Annotated in this window: 21 protein-coding genes; 4 read left to right on the top strand and 17 right to left on the bottom strand. The window is 68.2% G+C overall.

The genetic code is table 11. The annotated features are described in order from the left end of the window. Positions 1 to 45: 45 nt before the first annotated feature. The 14 genes from GFK26_RS23465 to GFK26_RS23400 all read right to left on the bottom strand — a co-directional run bounded on the left by GFK26_RS23465 (position 46) and on the right by GFK26_RS23400 (position 11,349). The gene (locus GFK26_RS23465) at positions 46 to 315 is read right to left on the bottom strand and encodes a helix-turn-helix domain-containing protein (RefSeq protein ID WP_099789595.1); all 270 of its coding nucleotides are present in this window, start codon (positions 313 to 315) and stop codon (positions 46 to 48) included. Further along, positions 312 to 1,232 (bottom strand): serine O-acetyltransferase EpsC, encoded by a 921-nt coding sequence (gene epsC, locus GFK26_RS23460; RefSeq protein WP_153284089.1) that lies wholly within the window; start codon positions 1,230 to 1,232, stop codon positions 312 to 314. The genes GFK26_RS23465 and epsC overlap by 4 nt, the downstream gene beginning before the upstream one ends. A gap of 38 nt (positions 1,233 to 1,270) precedes the next feature. After that, complete coding sequence (locus GFK26_RS23455; RefSeq protein ID WP_153284088.1) at positions 1,271 to 1,753, bottom strand: rhodanese-like domain-containing protein; 483 nt, start codon at positions 1,751 to 1,753, stop codon at positions 1,271 to 1,273. A gap of 471 nt (positions 1,754 to 2,224) precedes the next feature. Then, positions 2,225 to 2,440: a TOBE domain-containing protein gene (locus tag GFK26_RS23450; protein ID WP_007829250.1), complete on the bottom strand. Its 216-nt coding sequence runs from the start codon at positions 2,438 to 2,440 to the stop codon at positions 2,225 to 2,227. 54 nt (positions 2,441 to 2,494) lie between these two features. Further along, positions 2,495 to 3,091 (bottom strand): malonic semialdehyde reductase, encoded by a 597-nt coding sequence (locus GFK26_RS23445; protein WP_153284087.1) that lies wholly within the window; start codon positions 3,089 to 3,091, stop codon positions 2,495 to 2,497. 16 nt (positions 3,092 to 3,107) lie between these two features. Then, a complete protein-coding gene (locus tag GFK26_RS23440) occupies positions 3,108 to 4,397 on the bottom strand; it encodes an O-acetylhomoserine aminocarboxypropyltransferase/cysteine synthase family protein (RefSeq protein WP_153284086.1) in 1,290 nt (429 codons plus the stop codon). A gap of 36 nt (positions 4,398 to 4,433) precedes the next feature. Then, positions 4,434 to 5,264 carry an ATP-binding cassette domain-containing protein gene (locus GFK26_RS23435; RefSeq protein WP_153284085.1) on the bottom strand — a complete coding sequence of 277 codons (831 nt, stop codon included), beginning with the start codon at positions 5,262 to 5,264 and terminating at the stop codon, positions 4,434 to 4,436. Between the two features lie 4 nt (positions 5,265 to 5,268). Further along, the gene (locus tag GFK26_RS23430) at positions 5,269 to 6,231 is read right to left on the bottom strand and encodes an aliphatic sulfonate ABC transporter substrate-binding protein (protein ID WP_153284084.1); all 963 of its coding nucleotides are present in this window, start codon (positions 6,229 to 6,231) and stop codon (positions 5,269 to 5,271) included. Positions 6,232 to 6,242: 11 nt separating this feature from the next. Next, positions 6,243 to 7,103: an aliphatic sulfonate ABC transporter permease SsuC gene (gene ssuC, locus GFK26_RS23425; protein WP_153284083.1), complete on the bottom strand. Its 861-nt coding sequence runs from the start codon at positions 7,101 to 7,103 to the stop codon at positions 6,243 to 6,245. Positions 7,104 to 7,111: 8 nt separating this feature from the next. Beyond that, positions 7,112 to 8,281, bottom strand: a complete 1,170-nt coding sequence (ssuD, locus tag GFK26_RS23420; protein ID WP_153284082.1) for an FMNH2-dependent alkanesulfonate monooxygenase — start codon at positions 8,279 to 8,281, stop codon at positions 7,112 to 7,114. Beyond that, positions 8,281 to 9,240, bottom strand: a complete 960-nt coding sequence (locus tag GFK26_RS23415; RefSeq protein ID WP_153284081.1) for a sulfonate ABC transporter substrate-binding protein — start codon at positions 9,238 to 9,240, stop codon at positions 8,281 to 8,283. The genes ssuD and GFK26_RS23415 overlap by 1 nt, the downstream gene beginning before the upstream one ends. 24 nt (positions 9,241 to 9,264) lie before the next feature. Continuing rightward, entirely contained in the window at positions 9,265 to 9,462 is a 198-nt protein-coding gene (locus GFK26_RS23410) for a hypothetical protein (protein WP_153284080.1), read from the bottom strand. A 123-nt stretch (positions 9,463 to 9,585) separates the two neighbouring features. Continuing rightward, on the bottom strand, positions 9,586 to 10,170 hold the full coding sequence (gene ssuE, locus GFK26_RS23405) for an NADPH-dependent FMN reductase (protein ID WP_099789623.1): 585 nt from the start codon (positions 10,168 to 10,170) through the stop codon (positions 9,586 to 9,588). Between the two features lie 129 nt (positions 10,171 to 10,299). After that, positions 10,300 to 11,349: a sulfate ABC transporter substrate-binding protein gene (locus tag GFK26_RS23400; protein WP_153284079.1), complete on the bottom strand. Its 1,050-nt coding sequence runs from the start codon at positions 11,347 to 11,349 to the stop codon at positions 10,300 to 10,302. A gap of 138 nt (positions 11,350 to 11,487) precedes the next feature. On the opposite strand from GFK26_RS23400, the gene GFK26_RS23395 reads away from it, so the two are divergent. The 4 genes from GFK26_RS23395 (at position 11,488) to GFK26_RS23380 (ending at position 16,255) form a co-directional block, all read left to right on the top strand. Next, entirely contained in the window at positions 11,488 to 11,763 is a 276-nt protein-coding gene (locus GFK26_RS23395) for an oxidative damage protection protein (RefSeq protein WP_013541095.1), read from the top strand. A 7-nt stretch (positions 11,764 to 11,770) separates the two neighbouring features. After that, the gene (mnmC, locus tag GFK26_RS23390) at positions 11,771 to 13,579 is read left to right on the top strand and encodes an FAD-dependent 5-carboxymethylaminomethyl-2-thiouridine(34) oxidoreductase MnmC (RefSeq protein ID WP_153284078.1); all 1,809 of its coding nucleotides are present in this window, start codon (positions 11,771 to 11,773) and stop codon (positions 13,577 to 13,579) included. Between the two features lie 58 nt (positions 13,580 to 13,637). Next, positions 13,638 to 14,546: a transglutaminase family protein gene (locus GFK26_RS23385; protein WP_153284077.1), complete on the top strand. Its 909-nt coding sequence runs from the start codon at positions 13,638 to 13,640 to the stop codon at positions 14,544 to 14,546. Positions 14,547 to 14,737: 191 nt separating this feature from the next. Continuing rightward, entirely contained in the window at positions 14,738 to 16,255 is a 1,518-nt protein-coding gene (locus tag GFK26_RS23380) for an alpha/beta hydrolase family protein (RefSeq protein WP_153284076.1), read from the top strand. Positions 16,256 to 16,265: 10 nt separating this feature from the next. Here GFK26_RS23380 and GFK26_RS23375 read toward each other — a convergent pair whose 3' ends face one another. From GFK26_RS23375 to GFK26_RS23365, 3 genes are all read right to left on the bottom strand, one after another. Then, the gene (locus GFK26_RS23375; protein WP_153284075.1) at positions 16,266 to 17,210 is read right to left on the bottom strand and encodes a crotonase/enoyl-CoA hydratase family protein; all 945 of its coding nucleotides are present in this window, start codon (positions 17,208 to 17,210) and stop codon (positions 16,266 to 16,268) included. A 100-nt stretch (positions 17,211 to 17,310) separates the two neighbouring features. Then, positions 17,311 to 18,786, bottom strand: a complete 1,476-nt coding sequence (locus GFK26_RS23370; RefSeq protein ID WP_153286082.1) for a sensor histidine kinase — start codon at positions 18,784 to 18,786, stop codon at positions 17,311 to 17,313. Next, positions 18,786 to 19,517 (bottom strand): response regulator transcription factor, encoded by a 732-nt coding sequence (locus tag GFK26_RS23365; RefSeq protein ID WP_101491772.1) that lies wholly within the window; start codon positions 19,515 to 19,517, stop codon positions 18,786 to 18,788. The genes GFK26_RS23370 and GFK26_RS23365 overlap by 1 nt, the downstream gene beginning before the upstream one ends. Positions 19,518 to 19,568 lie beyond the last annotated feature (51 nt).

Raw genomic sequence — 19,568 nt, 5'->3', positions numbered from 1 at the left:
AGAAAACACTGTGGTCCCCAGTGTCCGGGGACCACGGGTTTCCCCTCAACAGGCTATAGCCGCCAAGTTGATCCGCCGTGCAAGACGCGACTGTTCCAGTTGCTCGCAACGTGCGAGCAGGTTGACGATGTTGATGCCCAGTGCGGTGGCCAACTTCTGCGCCGTGACGATCGACGGGATCACACGCCCGCGCTCGATCTCGCCCACGTACGAGCGGTTCAGATCGGAACGCTCGGCCAGCTGCTCCTGCGACCAGCCCTGCCCTTCGCGCAGCTGGCGCACGGTGACGCCGAAGTCTTCGACAAAGGCTTTCATGCGCTGCCCGCCTTCGGTGCGCTGTTGTTCTGCAGGCTGGCCTGTGTGACGCTGGCACCGGGCTTCACGTCGTCGGTGATCCACACGTTGCCACCGATGACTGCGCCCTTGCCCAGGGTGACGCGGCCCAAAATGGTCGCACCCGCGTAGATCACCACGTCGTCCTCCACCACAGGATGGCGCGGCAGGCCCTTCTGCAGGTTGCCTTCGGCGTCGGTCGGGAAGCGCTTGGCGCCGAGCGTGACGGCCTGGTACAGCCGCACGCGCTTGCCGATGACGGCCGTCTCGCCTATCACGACGCCCGTGCCGTGGTCGATGAAGAAGCCCGCGTCGATCGTCGCGCCCGGGTGGATGTCGATGCCGGTCTGCGCATGCGCCAGCTCGGCCACGATGCGCGCGAGCAGCGGCAGGTCGAGTTCGTAGAGCCGGTGCGCGAGGCGGTGATGGATCATCGCCAGCACACCCGGGTAGCACAGCAGCACCTCGTCGACACTGCGCGCGGCCGGGTCGCCCTGGTAGGCCGCGAGCACGTCGCTGTCGAGCAGCCGGCGCAGGCCGGGCAATGTGTTCGCGAACTGCCGCACCGCCTCGGTGGCCGACGCATCGATCTCGCTCGCGGGGCGCGGTGCGAGCCGTGCATTGAAGTTGAGCTCGAGCCGGGCCTGCACCCGCAGCGCTTGCAAGGCGGAATCGAGCGTGTGGCCCACATAGAAATCCTCGCTCTCATGGCGCAGGTCCGGCGGGCCGAGCCGCATCGGAAAGAGCGCGCCCTTGAGCGCTTCGACGATCTGCGCCAGCGCGTCGCGCGACGGAAACTCGCGGGCACCGGGCTCGCGCGACCGGCGCTGCGAATCGCGCCACTCGTCGCGCACCTCGTGCAGTGCGCGCACGATGTCGCTCACTTCAAATTGAGCCATGTGTTTTTTCCTCCCCTGTGTGCCTGTGTTTTTCGGATTCAGTCCTGTACCCACGGCAGGCCATGGAAGCGCCAGCCGTCGGAACCGCCGCGGTGCTGCCGCGCATCGATCTCGCCCTCGAAGCCTTCGAGCACGTTGAAGACCTGCGTGAAACCGGCCTTGGCCGCCGCCTCAGCCGCCAGTGCAGAGCGCTTGCCGCTGCGGCACAGCAGCAGCACCACCGCCTCCTTGCCGCCGTCCTTGGCCAGCCTGGCTTCGAGTTCGCGCACGAAGCGCGGGTTGCGGGTGAGCGCGGTGCCTGTGGCCCACGCCACGTGCAGGCTTTCGGGCACGTGGCCGACGAACTTTCGCTCTTCACCGGAGCGCACGTCGACGAGCACGGCCTGCCCGTTCTGCACCAGTTGCCAGGCCACGGGGGGCGTCACGCCGCCGGCATAGGGCCAACCGGCTTCGGCAGCTTGTGCGCGCGCTTGTTCGAGGGCGGGCGGCAAGGCGATGACATCTTCAACTTCCACGGACATGCGGTTCGACTCCTGTTGTGCGTTGGTCATTCCATCTTCACTGATGGCGATAACCACCACTGTAGGAGTGCATTGAAGAAGGTCAAACAACTCAAAAGTCGATTCTTAACAACCTTGTGATCTATGGAGTTCTGGGCCCGGGTGCTTCAGGGCGCACTCCCGTCGACGGGGTACCTTGCTCCGCGAATGTCCTCCGGGCTTCGCCCTCCCCCTTGATTTCGCTGCGCAAGGCACCCCATCGACGTGAGCGTCATCAGAGCGTTCGTTGATCGGGCAGCACCACGACCGCGCTCGGTGTGCGCAGGACACTGGGTGCTTCCCGCAGCGAAATCAAGGGGGAGGCCGCAGGCCGGAGGACATTCGCGGAGGGAAGTACCCGGTGGCCTGCGCACACGCCCCGAATCAGCGGCTCCAAACGAAAAACCCCGGCACCAAAGACAGCACCGGGGAATCGCAAAGCCCGAGGGTCCGTCAGAGCTTGGCGATCGAAACTTCGGTCGACTTCACGAGGGCGACCACGTCGGAGCCCACCTTCAGCTGCAGCTCGTCGACCGAGCGCGTGGTGATGACCGAGGTGACGATGCCCCAGGCGGTTTCGACATCGACTTCGGAGACGACGTCGCCGCGGATGATCTCGCGGACCTTGCCCTTGAACTGGTTGCGGACGTTGATGGCTTGGATGGACATGGTGATTTCTCTTTCAGGGTTGACAGGGGTTGTGAGTGAAAAAACGAACGGCGCTCAGACGATCTCAGCCACATCGTCGAACGCCAGCCGGGGCCCGCGTTCGAAGGTGCCGGCGTGGTCGGCCACGCCGAGGTTGACGAGGAAGTTCGCGCGACAGCGGCCGTCGGGGAAGAAGGCCTTGTCGACGAGGTCGGCGTTGAACCCCGACTGCGGCCCCGCGTCGAGCCCGAGCGAGCGCGCCGCCAGGATCAGGTAGGCGCCTTGCAGGCTGCTGTTGCGAAAGGCCGTGGCCTGCGCGGCGTCGGCGCTCTTCTCGAAGAAGGGCTTCGCGTCATAGGCGGGGAACTGCGTGGGCAGGTGCTCGTAGAAGCGCGTGTCGTGCGCGACGATCACCGTCACGCCGGCTTGCAGCGTCTGCGCGGTGTTGCCCGCCGACACGGCCGGCTTCAGCCTGGCCTTGGCCTCCTCGCTGCGCACGAACACATAGCGCGCGGGCTGGGCGTTGTAGGCGGTCGGGCCCCACTTCACGAGGTCATACAGCTGATGGATCAGCGCGTCGGTCACGGGCACCGGCTTGAAGGCGTGCACGGTGCGCGCCTTACGGAACAGCTGGTCGAGCGCAGCGTCGGGAAGGGCTTGCAGTGTGGTCATGGCTTGCAACACCGCATCAGTTCGACGCGGCAGCAAGCGCCTGGTCGAGGTCGGCAATCAGGTCGTCGATGTGCTCGATGCCCACCGACAGGCGCACCGTGTCTTCCGTCACGCCGGCCCGGGCCAGCTCTTCGGGCGACAGCTGCCGGTGCGTGGTCGATGCGGGGTGCGTGGCCAGCGAGCGCACGTCGCCGATGTTGACGAGGCGCGTGAAGAGTTTCAGCGCATCGAGGAACTTCGCCCCACCCTCGCGCCCCGCGCCGATGCCGAAGGTCAGCACGCCGCTCGAACGACCGCCGAAGTACTTCTTGGCCAGTGCGTAGTCGGCATGGTCTTCGAGTGCGGCGTAGTTCACCCAGTTGACGGCCTTGCTCTGCTTCAGGTGCTGCGCCACCGCGAGCGCGTTGCTGCTGATGCGGTCCATGCGCAATGCCAGCGTCTCGATGCCCTGCAGGATCAGGAAGGCGTTGAACGGCGAGATGGCCGCGCCCATGTTGCGCAGCGGCACCACGCGCGCACGGCCGATGTACGCGGCCGGGCCCAGCGCCTCGGTGTAGACCACGCCGTGATAACTCACGTCGGGCTCGTTCAGGCGCTTGAAGCGCTCCTTGTGCTCGGCCCACGGGAACTTGCCCGAGTCGACGATGGCGCCACCGATGCTGGTGCCGTGGCCACCCAGGTACTTGGTGAGCGAATGCACCACGACGTCGGCGCCGTGCTCGATGGGCCGGCTCAGGTACGGCGAGGGCACGGTGTTGTCGACGATGAGCGGCACGCCGTGGCGGTGCGCGATCTCGGCGATGGCCGCGATGTCGGTCACGTTGCCGGCCGGGTTGCCCAGCGACTCGACGAACACCGCCTTGGTCTTCTCGTCGAACAGCTTCTCGAAGCTGTTCGGATCGCGGTGGTCCGCAAAGCGCGTGGTGATGCCGAACTGCGGCAGCGTGTGGGCGAACAGGTTGTAGGTGCCGCCGTAAAGCGCCGTGCTGCTGATGATGTTGTCACCGGCCTCGGCGATGGTCTGGATCGCGTAGGTCACGGCCGCCTGGCCCGAGGCCAGTGCCAGCGCGGCAATGCCGCCTTCGAGCGCGGCCACGCGCTGCTCCAGCACGTCCTGCGTCGGGTTGTTGATGCGCGTGTAGATGTTGCCCGGCACCTTCAGGTCGAACAGGTCCGCGCCGTGCTGCGCGCTGTCGAAGGCGTAGGCCACGGTCTGGTAGATCGGCGGCGCGACCGCACGGGTGGTCGGCTCGGGCGAATAACCGGCGTGGACCGACAGGGTTTCGAATTTCCAGTTCTGCGACATGCGACTGCCTTTCAAATGGGGAAGGAATGAAACGACTCAGATCGCCCAGCGCAAGGCATGGGCTTGGGGTGTGAGCCAGCTGGCATCGGTGCTTTCGACATCGGTCTCTTCGGACTTCTGCAGCACCCGGTCGAGGATTCGTTTTTCGATGGCGGCAAAGGCCGGGTCGCCCTGCGAGCGCGGGCGGGCCAGCGCGATGTTCTCGTCGAGCGCGATGCGGCCGTCTTCGATGAGGATCACGCGGTCGGCCAACGCCACGGCTTCCTGCACGTCGTGCGTCACCAGCAGCGCGGTGAAGCGGTGGCGCTGCCACAGGTTCTCGATGAGGCGGTGCATCTCGATGCGCGTGAGCGCGTCGAGCGCACCCAGCGGCTCGTCGAGCAGAAGCAGGCGCGGGTGGTGCACCAGCGCACGCGCCAGGGCCACGCGCTGGCGCTGACCGCCCGACAGGCGCGCCGGCCATTCGTTCTCGCGATCGGCCAGCCCGACATGTGCCAGCACTTCCTTGCCGCGCGCCTTGGCGTCGTTCGGCAGGCCCAGCGTCACGTTGTCGAGCACGCGGCGCCAGGGCAGGAGGCGCGCCTCCTGGAACATGATGCGGGTGTCGTCGTGCAGGCCGCTCACGACCTTGCCGTCGGTGTACAGGCCACCCGAAGTGGCTTCTTCGAGGCCCGCGATGAGCCGCAGCAGCGTGCTCTTGCCGCAACCGCTGCGCCCGACGATGGCGATGAACTGGCCCGGCTCGATGGTGAGCTGCGTGTTGCGCAGCACCTCGCGCGCGCCGTAGCGCTTGTGCAGGCCGCGCGCCTCGAGGCGCACGCCGCCGGCGATGGCGGGGGGTTGGATGTCTTTCAGAACGGCACTCATGAATTCAGGCCCCGGGGTTGAACAGCGCCACGTTCAGCGCATTGATTTTTCTGGGCAGCAGCTTCTCGGCGAAGAAGGCATCGGCGATGCGCTGCTGTTCGGCCAGGCCGCCGGCCGCCACGGGCCGCACCGCGTAGCTGCGGCGGCTGTTGGCCTGTTCGATGGTCGGGGCGTCGAGCCCCCACACGGGCGCGAGCAAGGCCGCTGCTTCCTTCGGGTTCTGCTTGACCCACTGGCCGGTTTTTTCCAGCTCGGTGTAGACCACGCGCAGCACGTCGGGCCGTGCCTTCGCGAACTTGGTGCTGGCCAGGTAGTAGCGCTGGTACGACGCGATGCCCGTGCCGTCGGCCAGGATGCGCAGCTTCGACTGGCGCTGCGCCGCGGCCAGGAACGGGTCCCACACGACCCAGGCGTCGATGGCGCCCTTCTCGAAGGCGGCGCGGCCGTCGGCGGGCGTGAGGTACGCAGGCTCGATGTCCTTGAACGAGAGGCCGGCCTTCTCCAGTGCGGCGATCAGCAGGTAGTGCGCGCCGGCCGCTTTCGCAAAGCCGACCTTCTTGCCCTTGAGATCGGCCACGGTCTTGAGCGGCGATTCGTCGCGCACGACGATGGCCTGCGCGGCCGGCGATGGTGCTTCCTGCGCCAGAAAGGTCAGGTCGGCACCCGCGGCTTGTGCGAACACGGGCACGGTGTCGGCCACGTCGGCGCTGATGTCGAGGTTGTCGAGGTTCAGCGCCTCGAGCAGCGGCAGGCCGCTCGTGAACTCGTGCCAGCTCAGCGTGACGTTGAGCGGCGCGAGCTGTTTCTCGAGCGTGCCCTGCACCTTCAAGAGCGCGATCAGCGTGGACGACTTCTGGTAACCGAGCCGCACGGTGACGGGGCGTTGCTGCTGCGCCAGCACGGCACCGGCGCTCAGCGCACCCAGCGTCGCAATGACGGTACGGCGATTGATGAGGTTGTGGTTCATGTGCCCTGCCCTCACTTCGCCGACTTCTTCTGGTAGCCCGGGTGCCAGCGCAGCCACCATTGCTCCAGGCCGCGTGCGAACAGGTCGGCCAGCTTGCCGAGCAGCGCGTACAGCAGGATGCCCACCAGCACGATGTCGGTCTGCAAAAACTCGCGGGCGTTCATCGTGAGGTAGCCGATGCCGGCCTGCGCCGAGATGGTCTCGGCCACGATGAGGATCACCCACATCAGGCCCAGCGAGAAGCGCAGGCCCACGAGGATCGACGACAGCGCGCCCGGCAGGATCACCTCGCGGTACAGCTGCCAGCGCGACAGGCCGTAGGTGCGCCCCATCTCGATGAGCTGCGGGTCGACGTTGCGGATGCCGTGGAAGGTGTTCAGGTAGATCGGGAAGAACACCGACACCGAGATCAGGAACAGCTTGGCCGATTCGTCGATGCCGAACCACAAAATCACGAGCGGAATCAGCGCCAGCGCCGGGATGTTGCGCACCATCTGGATGGTGGAGTCGAGCAGCGTTTCGAAGAACTTCACCGAGCCGGTGAGCAGGCCCAGCGCCAGCCCCGCGCCGCCGCCGATGGCGAGCCCCGCGAGTGCACGGCCCGCGCTCACCTTCACGTGCGTCCAGAGCTCGCCGGACACGGTGAGCGCCCACGCGGCCTTGACCACGTCGACCGGCGCCGGCAGCACGCGCGTCGAGAGCCAGCCCAGCGACGAGGCGATCTGCCAGACGACGATCAGCCCCACGGGCACCAGCCACGGGATGAGCCGCTTCGCGACGTTGAGGCCGAAGCCTCGCAGCGCGCTGCCTGCGTCCTCTGCGGTGTTCGATGCCGGCGCCACCGCCGGCAGTTCCTGTACTTGTTCGGTCATGCGTGTCCTCAGCTTTGGGAGACGAGTCGGGAAGGCGCGTCGAGGTTGGCGACGACTTCGCCGAAGGGGCCGCTCAGCGAGCCGCCTGCGAGTTGCGTCTTCGCCTTGCGAGAGAGCAGCGGAAACACCAGCTCGGCGAAGCGGTAGGCCTCTTCGAGGTGCGGGTAGCCCGAGAAGATGAACTTGTCGATGCCCAGCGCCGCGTACTCCTCGATGCGCGCCGCCACGGTCCTGGCATCGCCGACCAGCGCCGTGCCCGCGCCGCCGCGCACGAGGCCCACGCCGGCCCACAGGTTGGGCGCAATCTCCAGGTCGGCGCGCCCGCGCTTGGCGCCGCCGGCATGCAGCGCGGCCATGCGGCGCTGGCCTTCGGAATCCATGCGCGCAAAAGCGGCCTGTGCGCGCGCGACGGTGTCGTCGTCGACGCGGCTGATGAGTTCTTCGGCGGCCTTCCAGGCGGCGTCTTCGGTCTCGCGCACGATCACGTGCAGGCGGATGCCGAACTGCACGCTGCGGCCCTGGCGCTCGGCGCGTGCGCGCACGTCGGCGATCTTCTTCGACACCTCCGCGGGCGGCTCGCCCCAGGTCAGGTAGGCATCGACCTGCTCGGCAGCGAGGTCGTGCGCCGCGGCCGACGAGCCGCCGAACCACACGGGCGGATGCGGCTTTTGCACCGGCGGAAACAGCAGCCGCGCGCCCTTCACGCTCAGGTGCTTGCCTTCGTAGTCGAAGGTGCAGGTCTCGTGGCTGCGCGCAATGATCTCGCGCCAGATGCGGATGAACTCGGCCGACTGCTCGTAGCGCGCCGCATGGTCGAGGTACACGCCGTCGCCTTCCAGCTCGGCCTGGTCGCCGCCAGTGACGAGGTTCACGAGCAGGCGCCCGCCCGAGAGCCGGTCGAAGGTCGCGGCCATGCGCGCGGCCAGGCTGGGCTGGTGCAGGCCCGGGCGCACGGCCACCAAAAATTTGAGCTTCGTCGTCGCGCCGATCAGGCTGGACGCGATCACCCACGGGTCTTCGCAGGAGCGGCCGGTGGGAATGAGCACGCCTTCGTAGCCGAGGTGGTCGGCGGCGCCGGCGATCTGTTGCAGGTAAGGCAAGTCGACGGCGCGCGCGCCTTCGCTCGTGCCGAGGTAACGGCTGTCGCCATGCGTGGGGAGGAACCAGAAGATCTGCATCACGCGATCCCCGCGCCGGCGGCTTCGAGCACGTTGATCTTTTTGGGGATCAGCTTGAGCGAGAAGAAGGTGTCGGCAATCTGCTGCTGCTCGGCCAGGATGGCCTTGGTGATCGGGCCAGTGCCATAGGCAGTGCGGGCTTGCGACAGGTCGGCCACCGCTTTGGGCAGGCCCCAGATCGCCGACAGCTCGGCGGCCAGTTCGTTGCGGTGGGCCGCGCCCCATTGGTCGATCTTGTTGACCTCTTCGATCGCAACCGCCAGCACGTCGGCGTTCTTGGCCACGTAGTCGAGCGACGAGAAGTAGTAGGCGCGGTTGCCGACCACGCCCACGGCGTCGGCCAGGATGCGCGCATCGAGCGACTGCTGCGCGGCGGCCAGGAACGGGTCCCAGATCACCCAGGCGTCGACCGAGCCTTTTTCAAAGGCGGCGCGCGCATCGGCGGGCGGCAGGTAGACCAGGTTCAGGTCGCTGTACGCCAGGCCGTGCTTCTCGAACAGCTTGACGATGAAGTAGTGGACGTTCGAGCCCTTGTTGAGCGCGATCTTCTTGCCCTTGAGGTCGGCCACGGTCCGCAGCGCCGAGCCCTTGGGCACGAGCACCGCCTCGGCCTTCGGGCGCTGCACCGTGGCACCCACGTAGGCCAGCGGCGCGCCGGCGGCCTGCGCAAAGATGGGCGGCGCTTCGCCGACATCGCCAAAGTCGATCGAGCCGACGTTCAGCGCCTCGAGCTGCACCGGGCCGGCCGTGAACTCGGTCCACTTCACGGTCGCGCCCAGCGGCGCGAGCCGCTTCTCGAGCGTGCCGCGGGCCTTGAGCACGCTCAGGTAGCCCTTCTGGTGACCGATGCGCAACTGGCGCGTCGGGCTCTGCGCCAAGGCGGCGAACGACGACGGCAGCGCGAGGGCGGCGGCCGCGCCATGGAGCAGGCGGCGGCGAGGAATGGCAATGCGGGTCATGGGATGTGATCCTTTGAAACTTTTTCAGGGCTGGGCGGTGACGACCGCGTCGCGGACCTTGATGGGCTTGCCTTGGGCATGCGCCGAGGCGGCGGAGATGAAGCTCACGATCAGCGCGATGGCGGTGACGACGATGGCGCTGATCGCCAGGTCGCGCAGCGCCTGCCAGAAGGAGCGCGGCGCGACTTCGAACACGGAGTCTTCGGGAGCGACGGGGTTCATGCGAAATTCCTTGGTGCAAAAACGTGAGGCAAAGCGATACCCCGGCCGCACGCAGGCGGCTTCTAAAAAACGGGGAACGGAAAGAGGTCTGGCCGGGGCCGGGTTCAGCGAGGAACCCGGTCGTCAGACGCTACATCGCACACGAGAAAAGGGCACCGGCTCGAAGCCATGGGTCGCCGGCAACTTGAGGCCTTCGGTCGCGAGCACCTCGACGGCCTCGTTCAGGCGCTCCGCCAGATCGTGGTGCACCTGGTAGGCGTTCTCGGGCGTCAGCGCGATCTGCGAATCGCTCGCGTAGACGCCCGGCAGGATGTGGCGCGCCGACAGCGACTGCAGCACGGGGCGCAGTGCGTAGTCGAGCGCGAGCATGTGGTGCGGGCTGCCGCCGGTGGCCAATGGCAGCACCGTCTTGCCCTTGAGCGCGTTCTGCGCGAGCAGGTCGAGAAAGACCTTCAGCACGCCGCTGTAGGCCGCCTTGTAGACCGGCGTGGCCACCACGATCACGCGGGCTGCCGCCACCTGGGCAATGGCACGCTCGATGGCCGGATGCGCCCACTCGGCCAGCAGCAGCGCCTGCGCCGGCAGCTCGCGGATCGCGAGCCGCTCGATGCGCGCATGGCGTTGGGCCAGCCGCTCGCCCACCGCATCGAGCAAGGCGGTGGAACGGGACGGGGCCGAAGGGCTGCCGGCAATCAGGAGAACGGACACAGGAAACCTTGGTTCGATGAAGAGGAGCGCTATTGCGTGGGGGCCGCCGCGCACGGCCGCCCGAAGCGGCCGGCCCGCCCCCAGCAGGGGGGTTGGCGAAGCGACACGAAGTGCGCGCAGCCTGGGGGGTTACTTTTGCTTCGGCGCGTAGATTTGATCGAAGGAGCCGCCATCGGCGAAGTGCGCCTTGTCGGCCTTGGCCCAGCCACCGAAGGCTTCGTCGATGGTCACCAGCGTGAGCTTGGGGAACTGCTTGTCGTACTTGGCCTTGGCCTTGTCCGAGGTCGGGCGGTAGAAGTTGCGGCCCGCGATGTCCTGGCCTTCGTCGGAGTACAGGTACTTCAGGTACTCCTCGGCCACCGCGCGCGTGCCCTTCTTGTCGACCACCTTGTCGACCACCGCCACGCTGGGCTCGGCCAGGATGGAGATCGATGGGACGACGATCTCGAACTTCTCGGGGCCGAATTCCTTCAGCGCCAGGAAGGCTTCGTTTTCCCAGGCCAGCAGCACGTCGCCCACGCCGCGCTGCACGAAGGTGATGGTCGAGCCGCGCGCGCCGGTGTCGAGCACGGGCACGTTCTTGTACAGGTTGCCGACGAATTCCTTGGCCTGCGCCTCGCCGCCGTACTTGCGCTTGGCGAACTCCCAGGCGGCCAGGTAGTTCCATCGGGCGCCGCCCGAGGTCTTGGGGTTGGGCGTGATCACCTGCACGCCCGGCTTGACCAGGTCGCTCCAGTCCTTCAGGCCCTTGGGGTTGCCCTTCTTCACCAGGAACACGATGGTCGAGGTGTAGGGCGCTGAGTTGTGCGGCAGGCGCTTCTGCCAGTCGGCCTTGACGAGACCGCCATGCTTGGCCAGCGCGTCGATGTCCCCGCCCAACGCCAGCGTGGCCACGTCGGAATCGATGCCGTCGATGATCGAGCGGGCCTGCTTGCCCGAGCCGCCGTGCGACTGCTTGACGCTCACGTCCTGGCCGGTCTTGGCCTTCCAGTACTTGGCGAAGGCCTGGTTGTAGTCGACGTACAGCTCGCGGGTCGGGTCGTACGACACGTTGAGCAGTGTCACGGGACCCTTGGCACCCGCCGCGCCCTGCGACAACGACGGCAATGCCGACAGGGCCAAGGCACCGGCCACGCCGGCACCCAGGGAAAGCTTGATAAAGTCGCGGCGAAGGCTCATGGTGTCTTGCTCTTAAAAAGGCATATCAATGAAGCTGCGTATTCTGAATACGACATATAGGAACTGGAACGACCAAGTTCTCAGTTCTAAATAGCCAAATCAACTAAGCACCCGCTTTCCCCCACAAGAGGCAATCAAATGGCACGCATGGTTCAGTGCATCAAGCTCGGCAAAGAGGCCGAAGGACTCGACTTTCCGCCGTACCCCGGCGACCTGGGCAAGCGCCTGTGGGAAAACGTCAGCAAGGAAGCATGGGCCGCCTGGCTCAAGCAACAGACCATGCTGGTCAATGAAAACCGGCTGAACCTGGCCGACCTGCGCGCCCGCCAGTACCTGGCACGCCAGATGGAAAAACACTTCTTCGGCGAAGGCGCCGACGTGGCGCAAGGCTACGTTCCCCCTCCCGCAGCCTGAGCCCAGCGTGGCCGCCGACGGCACCCCGCTCGGCGCGCGCTCCGGCGACACCTCCCCCCTCGACATCGACACATCGGCGCTTTCGCGCCGTGTGTTTCTGGACGGCTGCGGCCTGCCCCCCGCCTGGTCCGGGCGTCCGCAATGGCGGATTCTCGAAACCGGCTTCGGGCCGGGCCTTCATTTCCTGACAACCTGGCAGGCCTGGCGCGCCGACCCGCGCCGGCCGCGCCTGCTGCATTACGTTGCGGTCGACGCCCATCCGGCGCCGGCCGGCGATCTGCTGCGCGCGGCTGAAGTCGACCCGGCGCTCGCACCGCTCGCCGAGCAACTGGCCCGCCAATGGACCGGGCTGTTGCCGGGCTTCCATCGCCTGGCCTTCGACGACGGCCGCGTGCTGCTCACGCTGTGCATCGGCGAGCTGCAGCCGATGCTGCGCGCCCAGCGCTTCGAGGCCGACAGTCTCTTTCTCGACGGCTTCGACCCGGCGACTGCTTTGCCCGACACGTTCAAGGCAGTGTCGCGCTTCGCTCGCCAGGGCACCGGCCTCGCGGCCCGCACCGACGACGACGGGGTGCGTCATGCGCTAGCGCAGAACGGCTTCCAGCTCGACCCGGGCCCCGGCAGCCTGCGCGGCGTGTTCGCGCCCGCCTGGACCGTGCGGCGCCGCCAGCCGGTGCGTGAAGGCGTCGACGCGTCCGGCCATTGCGCGGTGATCGGAGCCGGGCTCGCGGGCGCCGCGGTCGCGGCCAGCCTTGCGCGGCGCGGCTGGCGGGTCACGGTGCTCGATGCGGCCGATGCGCCGGCCTCGGGCGCGTCCGGCCTGCCGGTCGGGCTGCTGGCGCCGCATGTGTCGTCCGACGACGCCTTGCTGTCGCGGCTCACGCGCGCCGGCATCCGTGCGACCTGGACAGAACTCGCGCAACGGCTCGACCACGGCCGTGACTGGGGCGCCCACGGGTCGCTCGAACGCCGGCCCGACGGCGACGTGCGCGTGCCGCCCGGCTGGAGCGCGGACGGACCGAACGAATCGTGGCCTGCACAGGCCGATCGGCTCGCAGCGGCCGGCCTGCCGCCTGACACGCCGGCGCTGTGGCATGCGCGCGCGGCCTGGGTGCGCCCGCACCGACTGATTGCCGCGTGGCTGGCGCAGCCGGGCATCGAGTTCCGCGGCAACTGCCACGTGGCACGCCTCGCACGCTCGGACGGCGGCTGGCAGCTGCTCGACGACGCCGACACCGTGCTCGCAGAAGCCGACCGCGTCGTCGTGGCCGCAGGCTTCGAATCGCACCACTTCGCGCCCGACCTGCCGCTGCAGCCCGTGCGCGGCCAGGTCGCCTGGGGCCGGGCGAACGACAGCGCCCTGCCCGTCACCCCCATCAACGGCGACGGCCACCTGATTGCCGGCGTGCCCGATGGCGAGGCGCCGCAGCCTCTGTGGCTGATCGGCGCCACCTTCGACCGCGACAGCACCGACCTCGCCGCCACCGACGCCGACCGCCTCATCAACCGCGACCGGCTCACACGCCTGCACCCCGGCGCCGCCGCCGCGCTCGCGCCCGCCTTCGCGCGCGGAGAAACCCACGCCTGGGTCGGCGTGCGCTGCGCCTCGGGCGACCGCCGGCCGCTGGTCGGCCCACTGGCGCCGGGTGCCGACGATGGCCTCTGGACCTGCACCGCGCTGGGCTCGCGCGGGCTGAGCTTTGCCACGCTGTGCGCCGAGTTGCTGGCGGCACAGTGGCACGGGGAGCCGCTGCCGCTGCCCGGGACGCTCGCCAAGGCGCTCGGCACGCAGCGGCTCTGGCCCGGGTCCGACTGAATCGGCGCGTACTGGGTTTCCCACCACCCGCCGTCACGCGCGCACCGCACAATGCACGATGGCCATCCAGTACGACATCACCCACACCACCGTCTACCGCTACAACAAGCCGGTCACTTTCGGCTTGCACCGCGTGATGTTCCGTCCGCGTGACAGCCACGACCTGCGCGTGCTCGCCACCGACCTTCAGGTGAGCCCGCAGGCCCTCACGCGGCTGATTCAAGACCCGTACTCGAACTCCGTCGCACTGGTGCAGCCCCTGGGCGAAGCGACCGAGCTGCGCATCGTGTGCTCCTTCACCATCGAGCATGTGCCGCCGTCGCAGCGCGACCTGCTCACGCTCGACCCGTCGGCCGAGTTCCTGCCCTTTGCCTACTCGGTGGAAGAGCGGCTGGACCTGGAGCACTACCTGCGCCCGTACCACGACGACGACGCCAACGGCACGCTGATCCGCTGGGCGCACCAGTTCCTGCACACCGACCAGCCCAACAGCACGCGCGACGTGCTCACGCGCATGAACGCGCACATCGGCCAGAGCTTCCAGTACAAGGCGCGCGACGAGGAAGGCACGCAGACGCCGCTCGAGACGCTCGCGCTGGGCAGCGGCAGCTGCCGCGACTACGCGCTGCTGATGATGGAAGCCACGCGCCGCCTGGGCATCGCGACACGCTTCGTCTCGGGCTACCTCTACGACGCGTCACTCGACAACGACACCGCGCAGCAGGCGCCCGGTGAATCCGTCACCGGCGCCGGCACCACGCATGCGTGGCTGCAGGCCTACCTGCCGGGCGCGGGCTGGCTGGCCTTCGACCCGACCAACAACCTCATGGGCAGCGGCCAGCTGATCCGCGTGGGCGTGGCGCGCGACCCCGCGCTGGCGGCGCCCATCTCCGGCAGCTGGTACGGCGACGCCGAGGCCTATGAAGGCCTCGAGGCCACGGTGATCGTGAAACGCCGCAAGGGTTGACTGCGCCCGCGCAGATGTCGCGCAGGAGATAGCAGCTACGGGAAAGCCCGGGCCGACGCGCCCGGCAACGCCCCTACGCTGCGCCGCCGGCTCAGTGAAATAGCACGGTCGTTCACCACGAACGGACGATGCACAGCGCTGCGCCGGGCACCTTCTCGACAAACGCCCATAAGAACGGAGAGAGACAACCCATGCATTCCGCACGCCTGACACTCCTGGCCCTCGCAACCAGCCTCGCCGTCGCGTCCTGCGGCGGTGGCAGCGGTGGCAACGGTTTTGCCTTCACGCCCCTGCCGCCCGCGCCAGCACCCGCGCCGCCGGCGCCACCGCCTCCCGCACCGCCGCCACCCCCGCCCGAAGAAACGCGCGTGCAGGACACCCGCAACGCCTTCGCGCCCGCCGACCCATCGGCCACCACCTTCGCGGCGCTCAAGGCCGACGCCAGCGACCTGGTCGACAACGCCACCACCAGCCGCTGGGCCGGCATGCTGGGCGGCGCGCAGTACCACGTCGAAGTGCCGGCCAACTGGAACGGCAAGCTCGTGATGTACGCGCACGGCTATGCGGGCGAAAGCAACCTGCTGTCGGTGAACAACCCGTCGATCCGCCGCTACCTGATCCAGAACGGCTACGCCTGGGCCGCATCGAGCTACAGCAAGAACTTCTATGACGTGCGGGTGGGGGTGGAAGACACCAACGCGCTGGCACTGGAGTTCAACAAGATCGCCAAGGCCAACGGCCGCGAGCTGGCCGCACCGACGAAGACATACATCACCGGCCACTCCATGGGTGGCCACATCACGGCGGCGGCGATCGAGGACGAAGCTCTCGCCACCGCCAACCACAAGGTGAAGTACAACGGCGCGGTGCCGATGTGCGGCGTGGTCGGCGACACCGAACTCTTCGACTACTTCGCCGGTGCGCAGGTCACGGCACAGGCGCTGGCGGGCCTGCCGAAGTACCCGACGCCGAACTGGTCGGACATCTCCGCGCAGGTCACCAACACGCTGTTCACCAACTTCCCCTCCGTGCCCACGGCCACGGGCATGAAGTTCGTCTCGGTGGTGAAGAACCTGACCGGTGGCGAGCGTCCGATGTTCGGCCTCGGCATGGCGGCGGGCGGCTCGTTCGCGGCGGTGTGGGGCGTGTTCGGCAGCGACGGCACCGTGAACGGCATCCTGAACCGGAACACGCTGGACACCAACCGCTTCACCTACACCATCGACGGCGACGTGCCGGGCTCGACAGCGCTCAACAGTTCGGTGCTCAAGCTCACCGCGGCCGCCGACGCCAACCGCCTGCGCACCGACGGCCTGCGCTGGATTCCCAAGGCCAACGGCGAATTCAAGGTTCCGGTGGTGTCTCTGCACACGCTCGGCGATCTGTATGTGCCCTTCAGCATGCAACAGATCTACCAGAAGCGCGTGGCCGCCAAGGGCAACAGCGAGTGGTTGGTGCAGCGCGCGATCCGCGGGATCACGCACTGCGACTTCACTGTTCAGGAGCAGACAGAAGCCTTCGACGCGATGGTCAAGTGGGAGCAAGGCGGGCCGAAACCCGCGGGCGACGACGTCGTCACCGCCGCCACCGTGGCGGCACCGACCTACGGCTGCACCTTCTCGCGCAGCACGATCGGCGTGGACGACAGGGCACCGACGACATCGTCCCGTCCCTTCGCCCTGGCCAACTCGGCTGCCTGCCCTCCCTGAGGAAGGTGCCTCAGCGCGCGGGCGGCACCGCCGCCCGCGCCGCTGCAAGCTTGACCTCAAGCTCAGCGACAAGCGCCCTCGCCTCGTCGCCCTCCGGAATGTTCCGACCGCTGTCGCGCCATGCGACAGCGCTCTTGAAACCCTCGGCTTCCGCCTGCCTGCGAAACCACATCCCCTCGGGGTTGTGCCGCGTGATGCCGTCGAACACCGTCGCGAACATCTGCGTCTGCTCCAGCCCCATCGAATGCCAGACCTGGTTGACGACCATCTTGTGCATCATCAAGTGCGAACTGGGCACGCCCGCGATGCGCTGCGCGAGCTTCAGCGTGGCGTCGTCGAGCTGATCGGCCGGCACCGAGAAATTCGCGAGCCCCCAGTCGGCCGCCTGCGTGCCGGTGATGGTGTCGCCGGTGAACATGAGCTGCTTGGCGCGCAGCGCGCCGAGGCGGTAGGTCCACATTGCGGTGGTCGGGCAGCCCCACACGCGCGTGGGCATGTAGCCGATGCGCGCGTCGTCGGCCATGGTGAGCAGGTCGCAGCACAGCGCGATGTCGCTGCCGCCCGCCACCGCGTAGCCGTGCACCTTGGCGATGGTGGGCTTCCGGCAGCGCCACAGCGACATGAAGTCTTCGGTGTTGCGCTTCATGGCGGCGTAGTCGAGCATCGGGTCCCACGGCGTTTTCTCTTGCCGGCAGGGATGGTCGGCCTGGCCTTCGCGGCCCTGGCCTTCGGCGTAGTCGCCCAGGTCGTAGCCAGCGCAGAAGGCGCGGCCCGCGCCTTCGACCACAATCACATGCACCTCGTCGTCGGCCTCGGCCCATTCGACCGCGCGGCGGATGTCGGTGGGCGTGCTGTCGCCGATGGCGTTGAGCTTCTCGGGGCGGTTGAGCACGAGGCGCGCGATGCGCGGATGCTGCGGGTCCTTGTCGATCAGGACGGTCTCGAAAGCGGGCATGGTCGGGGGTCTCCTTCGGTTCTTTTGGGGGATGCCGCTTCGCTTGTAGCATCGCCCGCCGCCCGCTGGCAAACCCGCCGACCGCCGGGTTCAACGACCCTCAGCGTCCCGTTGCGCTCCCGAGCCGAAACAGGAACACCGCGCCCTTGCCCGTCTGCGGCACGAGCCGGATGTCGCTGCCGTGCAGCTGCAGGATGCGCTGCACGATCATCAGCCCCAGCCCGCCGCCGCGCGTGCCACCGTCGGCAAAGGCCGGCCGCGTGAACAGGCCCTTCTGCAGCTCGCCAGGAATGCCGGGCCCGGTGTCGCTCACCTGCACCGCCACGCCGGCCTCGGACGGGCGCAGGCGCACCTCGATCTCGCCGCCGGCCGGTGTGTGGCGGATGGCGTTGTCCAGCAGGTTGGTCAGCACGCGTTCGATCATGCCGAGGTCGGCCGACACCACGGGCAGGTTCGGCGCGATGTCGGGCTTGAGCTGCTGGCGCCGCGCCTCGGCCGCGAGTTCGAACTTCTGGAACACGTCCTGCACGAGGTCGGCGAGCGCGAAGTTTTCTTTCTCAGGCTTGACCACACCGTACTCGAGGCGCGCCAGCTCGAACACCTCCTGCGCGAGCCGACCGACCTTGCGGCTCTGGCCGAGCGCAATCTCCAGATAGCGGCGACGTTCATCTTCGCTGAGCGTGCCGGCCTTGAGCAGCAGCGTCTCGAGGTAGCCATGCAGCGAAGTGAGCGGCGTGCGCAGGTCGTGCGAGATGTTGGCGAAGAGCTCGCGCCGCTGGCGGTCCTGCAGGCTGAGTTCGCGCCATTGCTCGGCGATGCGGCGCGTCATCTGTTCAAAGGCCTGCTGCAGCTGCGCGATCTCGTCGTCGGCGCGGCGCAGTGGCGCGGGCATGGGCGCCTCGCGCTCCAGCGCCTCGATGCCCTCGGCCTCGAAGCGGCGCACCGCCGCCGTCAGCTCGCGCAGCGGCCGCGTGATGAGGCGGAACGCCACCAGCCCGGCGATGAGCCCCAGCAGCGCCACCAAGGCCATCGACCACAGCGTGGTGCGCAGCACGGTGTCGGCCGAGAGGTTGGCGGCCAGCGCGTCGTGGTCTTCGCCTTGCAGCACCACGTACACATAACCGGCGTCGCGCCCACCCATGCGCAGCGGCGCGGCGCTGAAGACCTTGGTGCCGTCGGGGCTGCGCGGGTCGTCGCCCGCGATGGGCAGGCGCTCACCGGCCAGCAGCTGGCGGATGGGGCCGAGCGCCACCTTGTCGCGCTTCAGGTGCCCCGGCGGCGCGGCCTGGGCCTCGATGCGGCCGTCGAGCCCCAGCACGTAGACCTCGACGCTGGGGTTGACGGTCATGAGCTTGTCGAACAGGTCTTTCACCGCCACCGGGTCGAGGCCGCCGGGCTTCATGAGTTCGGTGTTCTGCGCGATGTGGGCCGCGAGCCCGAGCGACAGCCGCTGCGTCACCTCTTGCGCATGCTGCGCACCCGCGCGCATCTGCAGCCACGCCGAGGCGCCGCAGCAGGCCAGCAGCAGCACCGCGAAGGCGATCGACAGGCGCCGCGACAACGTGGCCCAAGCCATCATGGCGCGTCACCTTTGGGTGCAGCGTCGTCTGCCGCGAGCTTGTACCCACGCCCCCACACCGTGAGGATGCGCCGCGGCGCGGCCGGATCGGCCTCGACCTTGGTGCGCAGCCGGTTGATGTGCGTGTTGACCGTGTGCTCGTAGCCGTCGTGCTGGTAGCCCCAGACCTGGTTGAGCAGGTCGAGGCGCGAGAACACCTTGCCGGGATGGCGCGCGAAGAAATACAGCAGATCGAACTCGCGCGGGGTGAGTTCGATGGGCTTGCCATCGACGCGCACCTCGCGCGCCAGCGGCTCGATGTCGAGGTTGCCCAGCGTGAGGCTGCCCGAATCGAGACGGGCGTTGCGCGCCAGCGCATCGGTGCGCCGCAGCAGCGCCTTCACGCGCGCCACCAGTTCCAGCACCGAGAAGGGCTTGGCCAGGTAGTCGTCGGCGCCCAGTTCGAGGCCGAGGATGCGGTGCACTTCGCTGGACCGCGCGCTCACGATGATGATCGGCGTGTAGCGCGCCATCGCACGGGCGCGGCGGCAGATCTCTAGGCCGTCGATGCCGGGCAGCATGAGGTCGAGCACCAGCGCGTCCCACTGGCCGCGCTCCAGCGCGCGCAGGCCGGCGTTGCCGTCGGCGGCGTGCTCGACCGCATAGCCCTCGTCGCGCAGGTGCATGCGCAGCAGTTCTGCAATGTGGGCGTCGTCTTCGACGATCAGCACGCGTTTGGCGGTGTCCATGGCCGCGATTGTCCCGCGAGTCGGGCCCCGGAGTTATCACGATTCTTTGAA

This window comes from Variovorax paradoxus, assembly GCF_009498455.1.
Classification (GTDB): domain Bacteria; phylum Pseudomonadota; class Gammaproteobacteria; order Burkholderiales; family Burkholderiaceae_C; genus Variovorax; species Variovorax paradoxus_H.
Note: the sequence above shows the minus strand (reverse complement) of the source record. Positions and strands in the feature narration are given on the sequence as shown.

What these genes read in the sequence shown, in the direction of transcription:
- GFK26_RS23465 (WP_099789595.1), bottom strand. Translation starts at nt 315, where the DNA reads ATGAAAGCCTTTGTCGAAGACTTCGGCGTCACCGTGCGCCAGCTGCGC.
- epsC (WP_153284089.1), bottom strand. Translation starts at nt 1,232, where the DNA reads ATGGCTCAATTTGAAGTGAGCGACATCGTGCGCGCACTGCACGAGGTG.
- GFK26_RS23455 (WP_153284088.1), bottom strand. Translation starts at nt 1,753, where the DNA reads ATGTCCGTGGAAGTTGAAGATGTCATCGCCTTGCCGCCCGCCCTCGAA.
- GFK26_RS23450 (WP_007829250.1), bottom strand. Translation starts at nt 2,440, where the DNA reads ATGTCCATCCAAGCCATCAACGTCCGCAACCAGTTCAAGGGCAAGGTC.
- GFK26_RS23445 (WP_153284087.1), bottom strand. Translation starts at nt 3,091, where the DNA reads ATGACCACACTGCAAGCCCTTCCCGACGCTGCGCTCGACCAGCTGTTC.
- GFK26_RS23440 (WP_153284086.1), bottom strand. Translation starts at nt 4,397, where the DNA reads ATGTCGCAGAACTGGAAATTCGAAACCCTGTCGGTCCACGCCGGTTAT.
- GFK26_RS23435 (WP_153284085.1), bottom strand. Translation starts at nt 5,264, where the DNA reads ATGAGTGCCGTTCTGAAAGACATCCAACCCCCCGCCATCGCCGGCGGC.
- GFK26_RS23430 (WP_153284084.1), bottom strand. Translation starts at nt 6,231, where the DNA reads ATGAACCACAACCTCATCAATCGCCGTACCGTCATTGCGACGCTGGGT.
- ssuC (WP_153284083.1), bottom strand. Translation starts at nt 7,103, where the DNA reads ATGACCGAACAAGTACAGGAACTGCCGGCGGTGGCGCCGGCATCGAAC.
- ssuD (WP_153284082.1), bottom strand. Translation starts at nt 8,281, where the DNA reads ATGCAGATCTTCTGGTTCCTCCCCACGCATGGCGACAGCCGTTACCTC.
- GFK26_RS23415 (WP_153284081.1), bottom strand. Translation starts at nt 9,240, where the DNA reads ATGACCCGCATTGCCATTCCTCGCCGCCGCCTGCTCCATGGCGCGGCC.
- GFK26_RS23410 (WP_153284080.1), bottom strand. Translation starts at nt 9,462, where the DNA reads ATGAACCCCGTCGCTCCCGAAGACTCCGTGTTCGAAGTCGCGCCGCGC.
- GFK26_RS23400 (WP_153284079.1), bottom strand. Translation starts at nt 11,349, where the DNA reads ATGAGCCTTCGCCGCGACTTTATCAAGCTTTCCCTGGGTGCCGGCGTG.
- GFK26_RS23395 (WP_013541095.1), top strand. Translation starts at nt 11,488, where the DNA reads ATGGCACGCATGGTTCAGTGCATCAAGCTCGGCAAAGAGGCCGAAGGA.
- GFK26_RS23385 (WP_153284077.1), top strand. Translation starts at nt 13,638, where the DNA reads ATGGCCATCCAGTACGACATCACCCACACCACCGTCTACCGCTACAAC.
- GFK26_RS23380 (WP_153284076.1), top strand. Translation starts at nt 14,738, where the DNA reads ATGCATTCCGCACGCCTGACACTCCTGGCCCTCGCAACCAGCCTCGCC.
- GFK26_RS23375 (WP_153284075.1), bottom strand. Translation starts at nt 17,210, where the DNA reads ATGCCCGCTTTCGAGACCGTCCTGATCGACAAGGACCCGCAGCATCCG.
- GFK26_RS23370 (WP_153286082.1), bottom strand. Translation starts at nt 18,786, where the DNA reads ATGGCTTGGGCCACGTTGTCGCGGCGCCTGTCGATCGCCTTCGCGGTG.
- GFK26_RS23365 (WP_101491772.1), bottom strand. Translation starts at nt 19,517, where the DNA reads ATGGACACCGCCAAACGCGTGCTGATCGTCGAAGACGACGCCCACATT.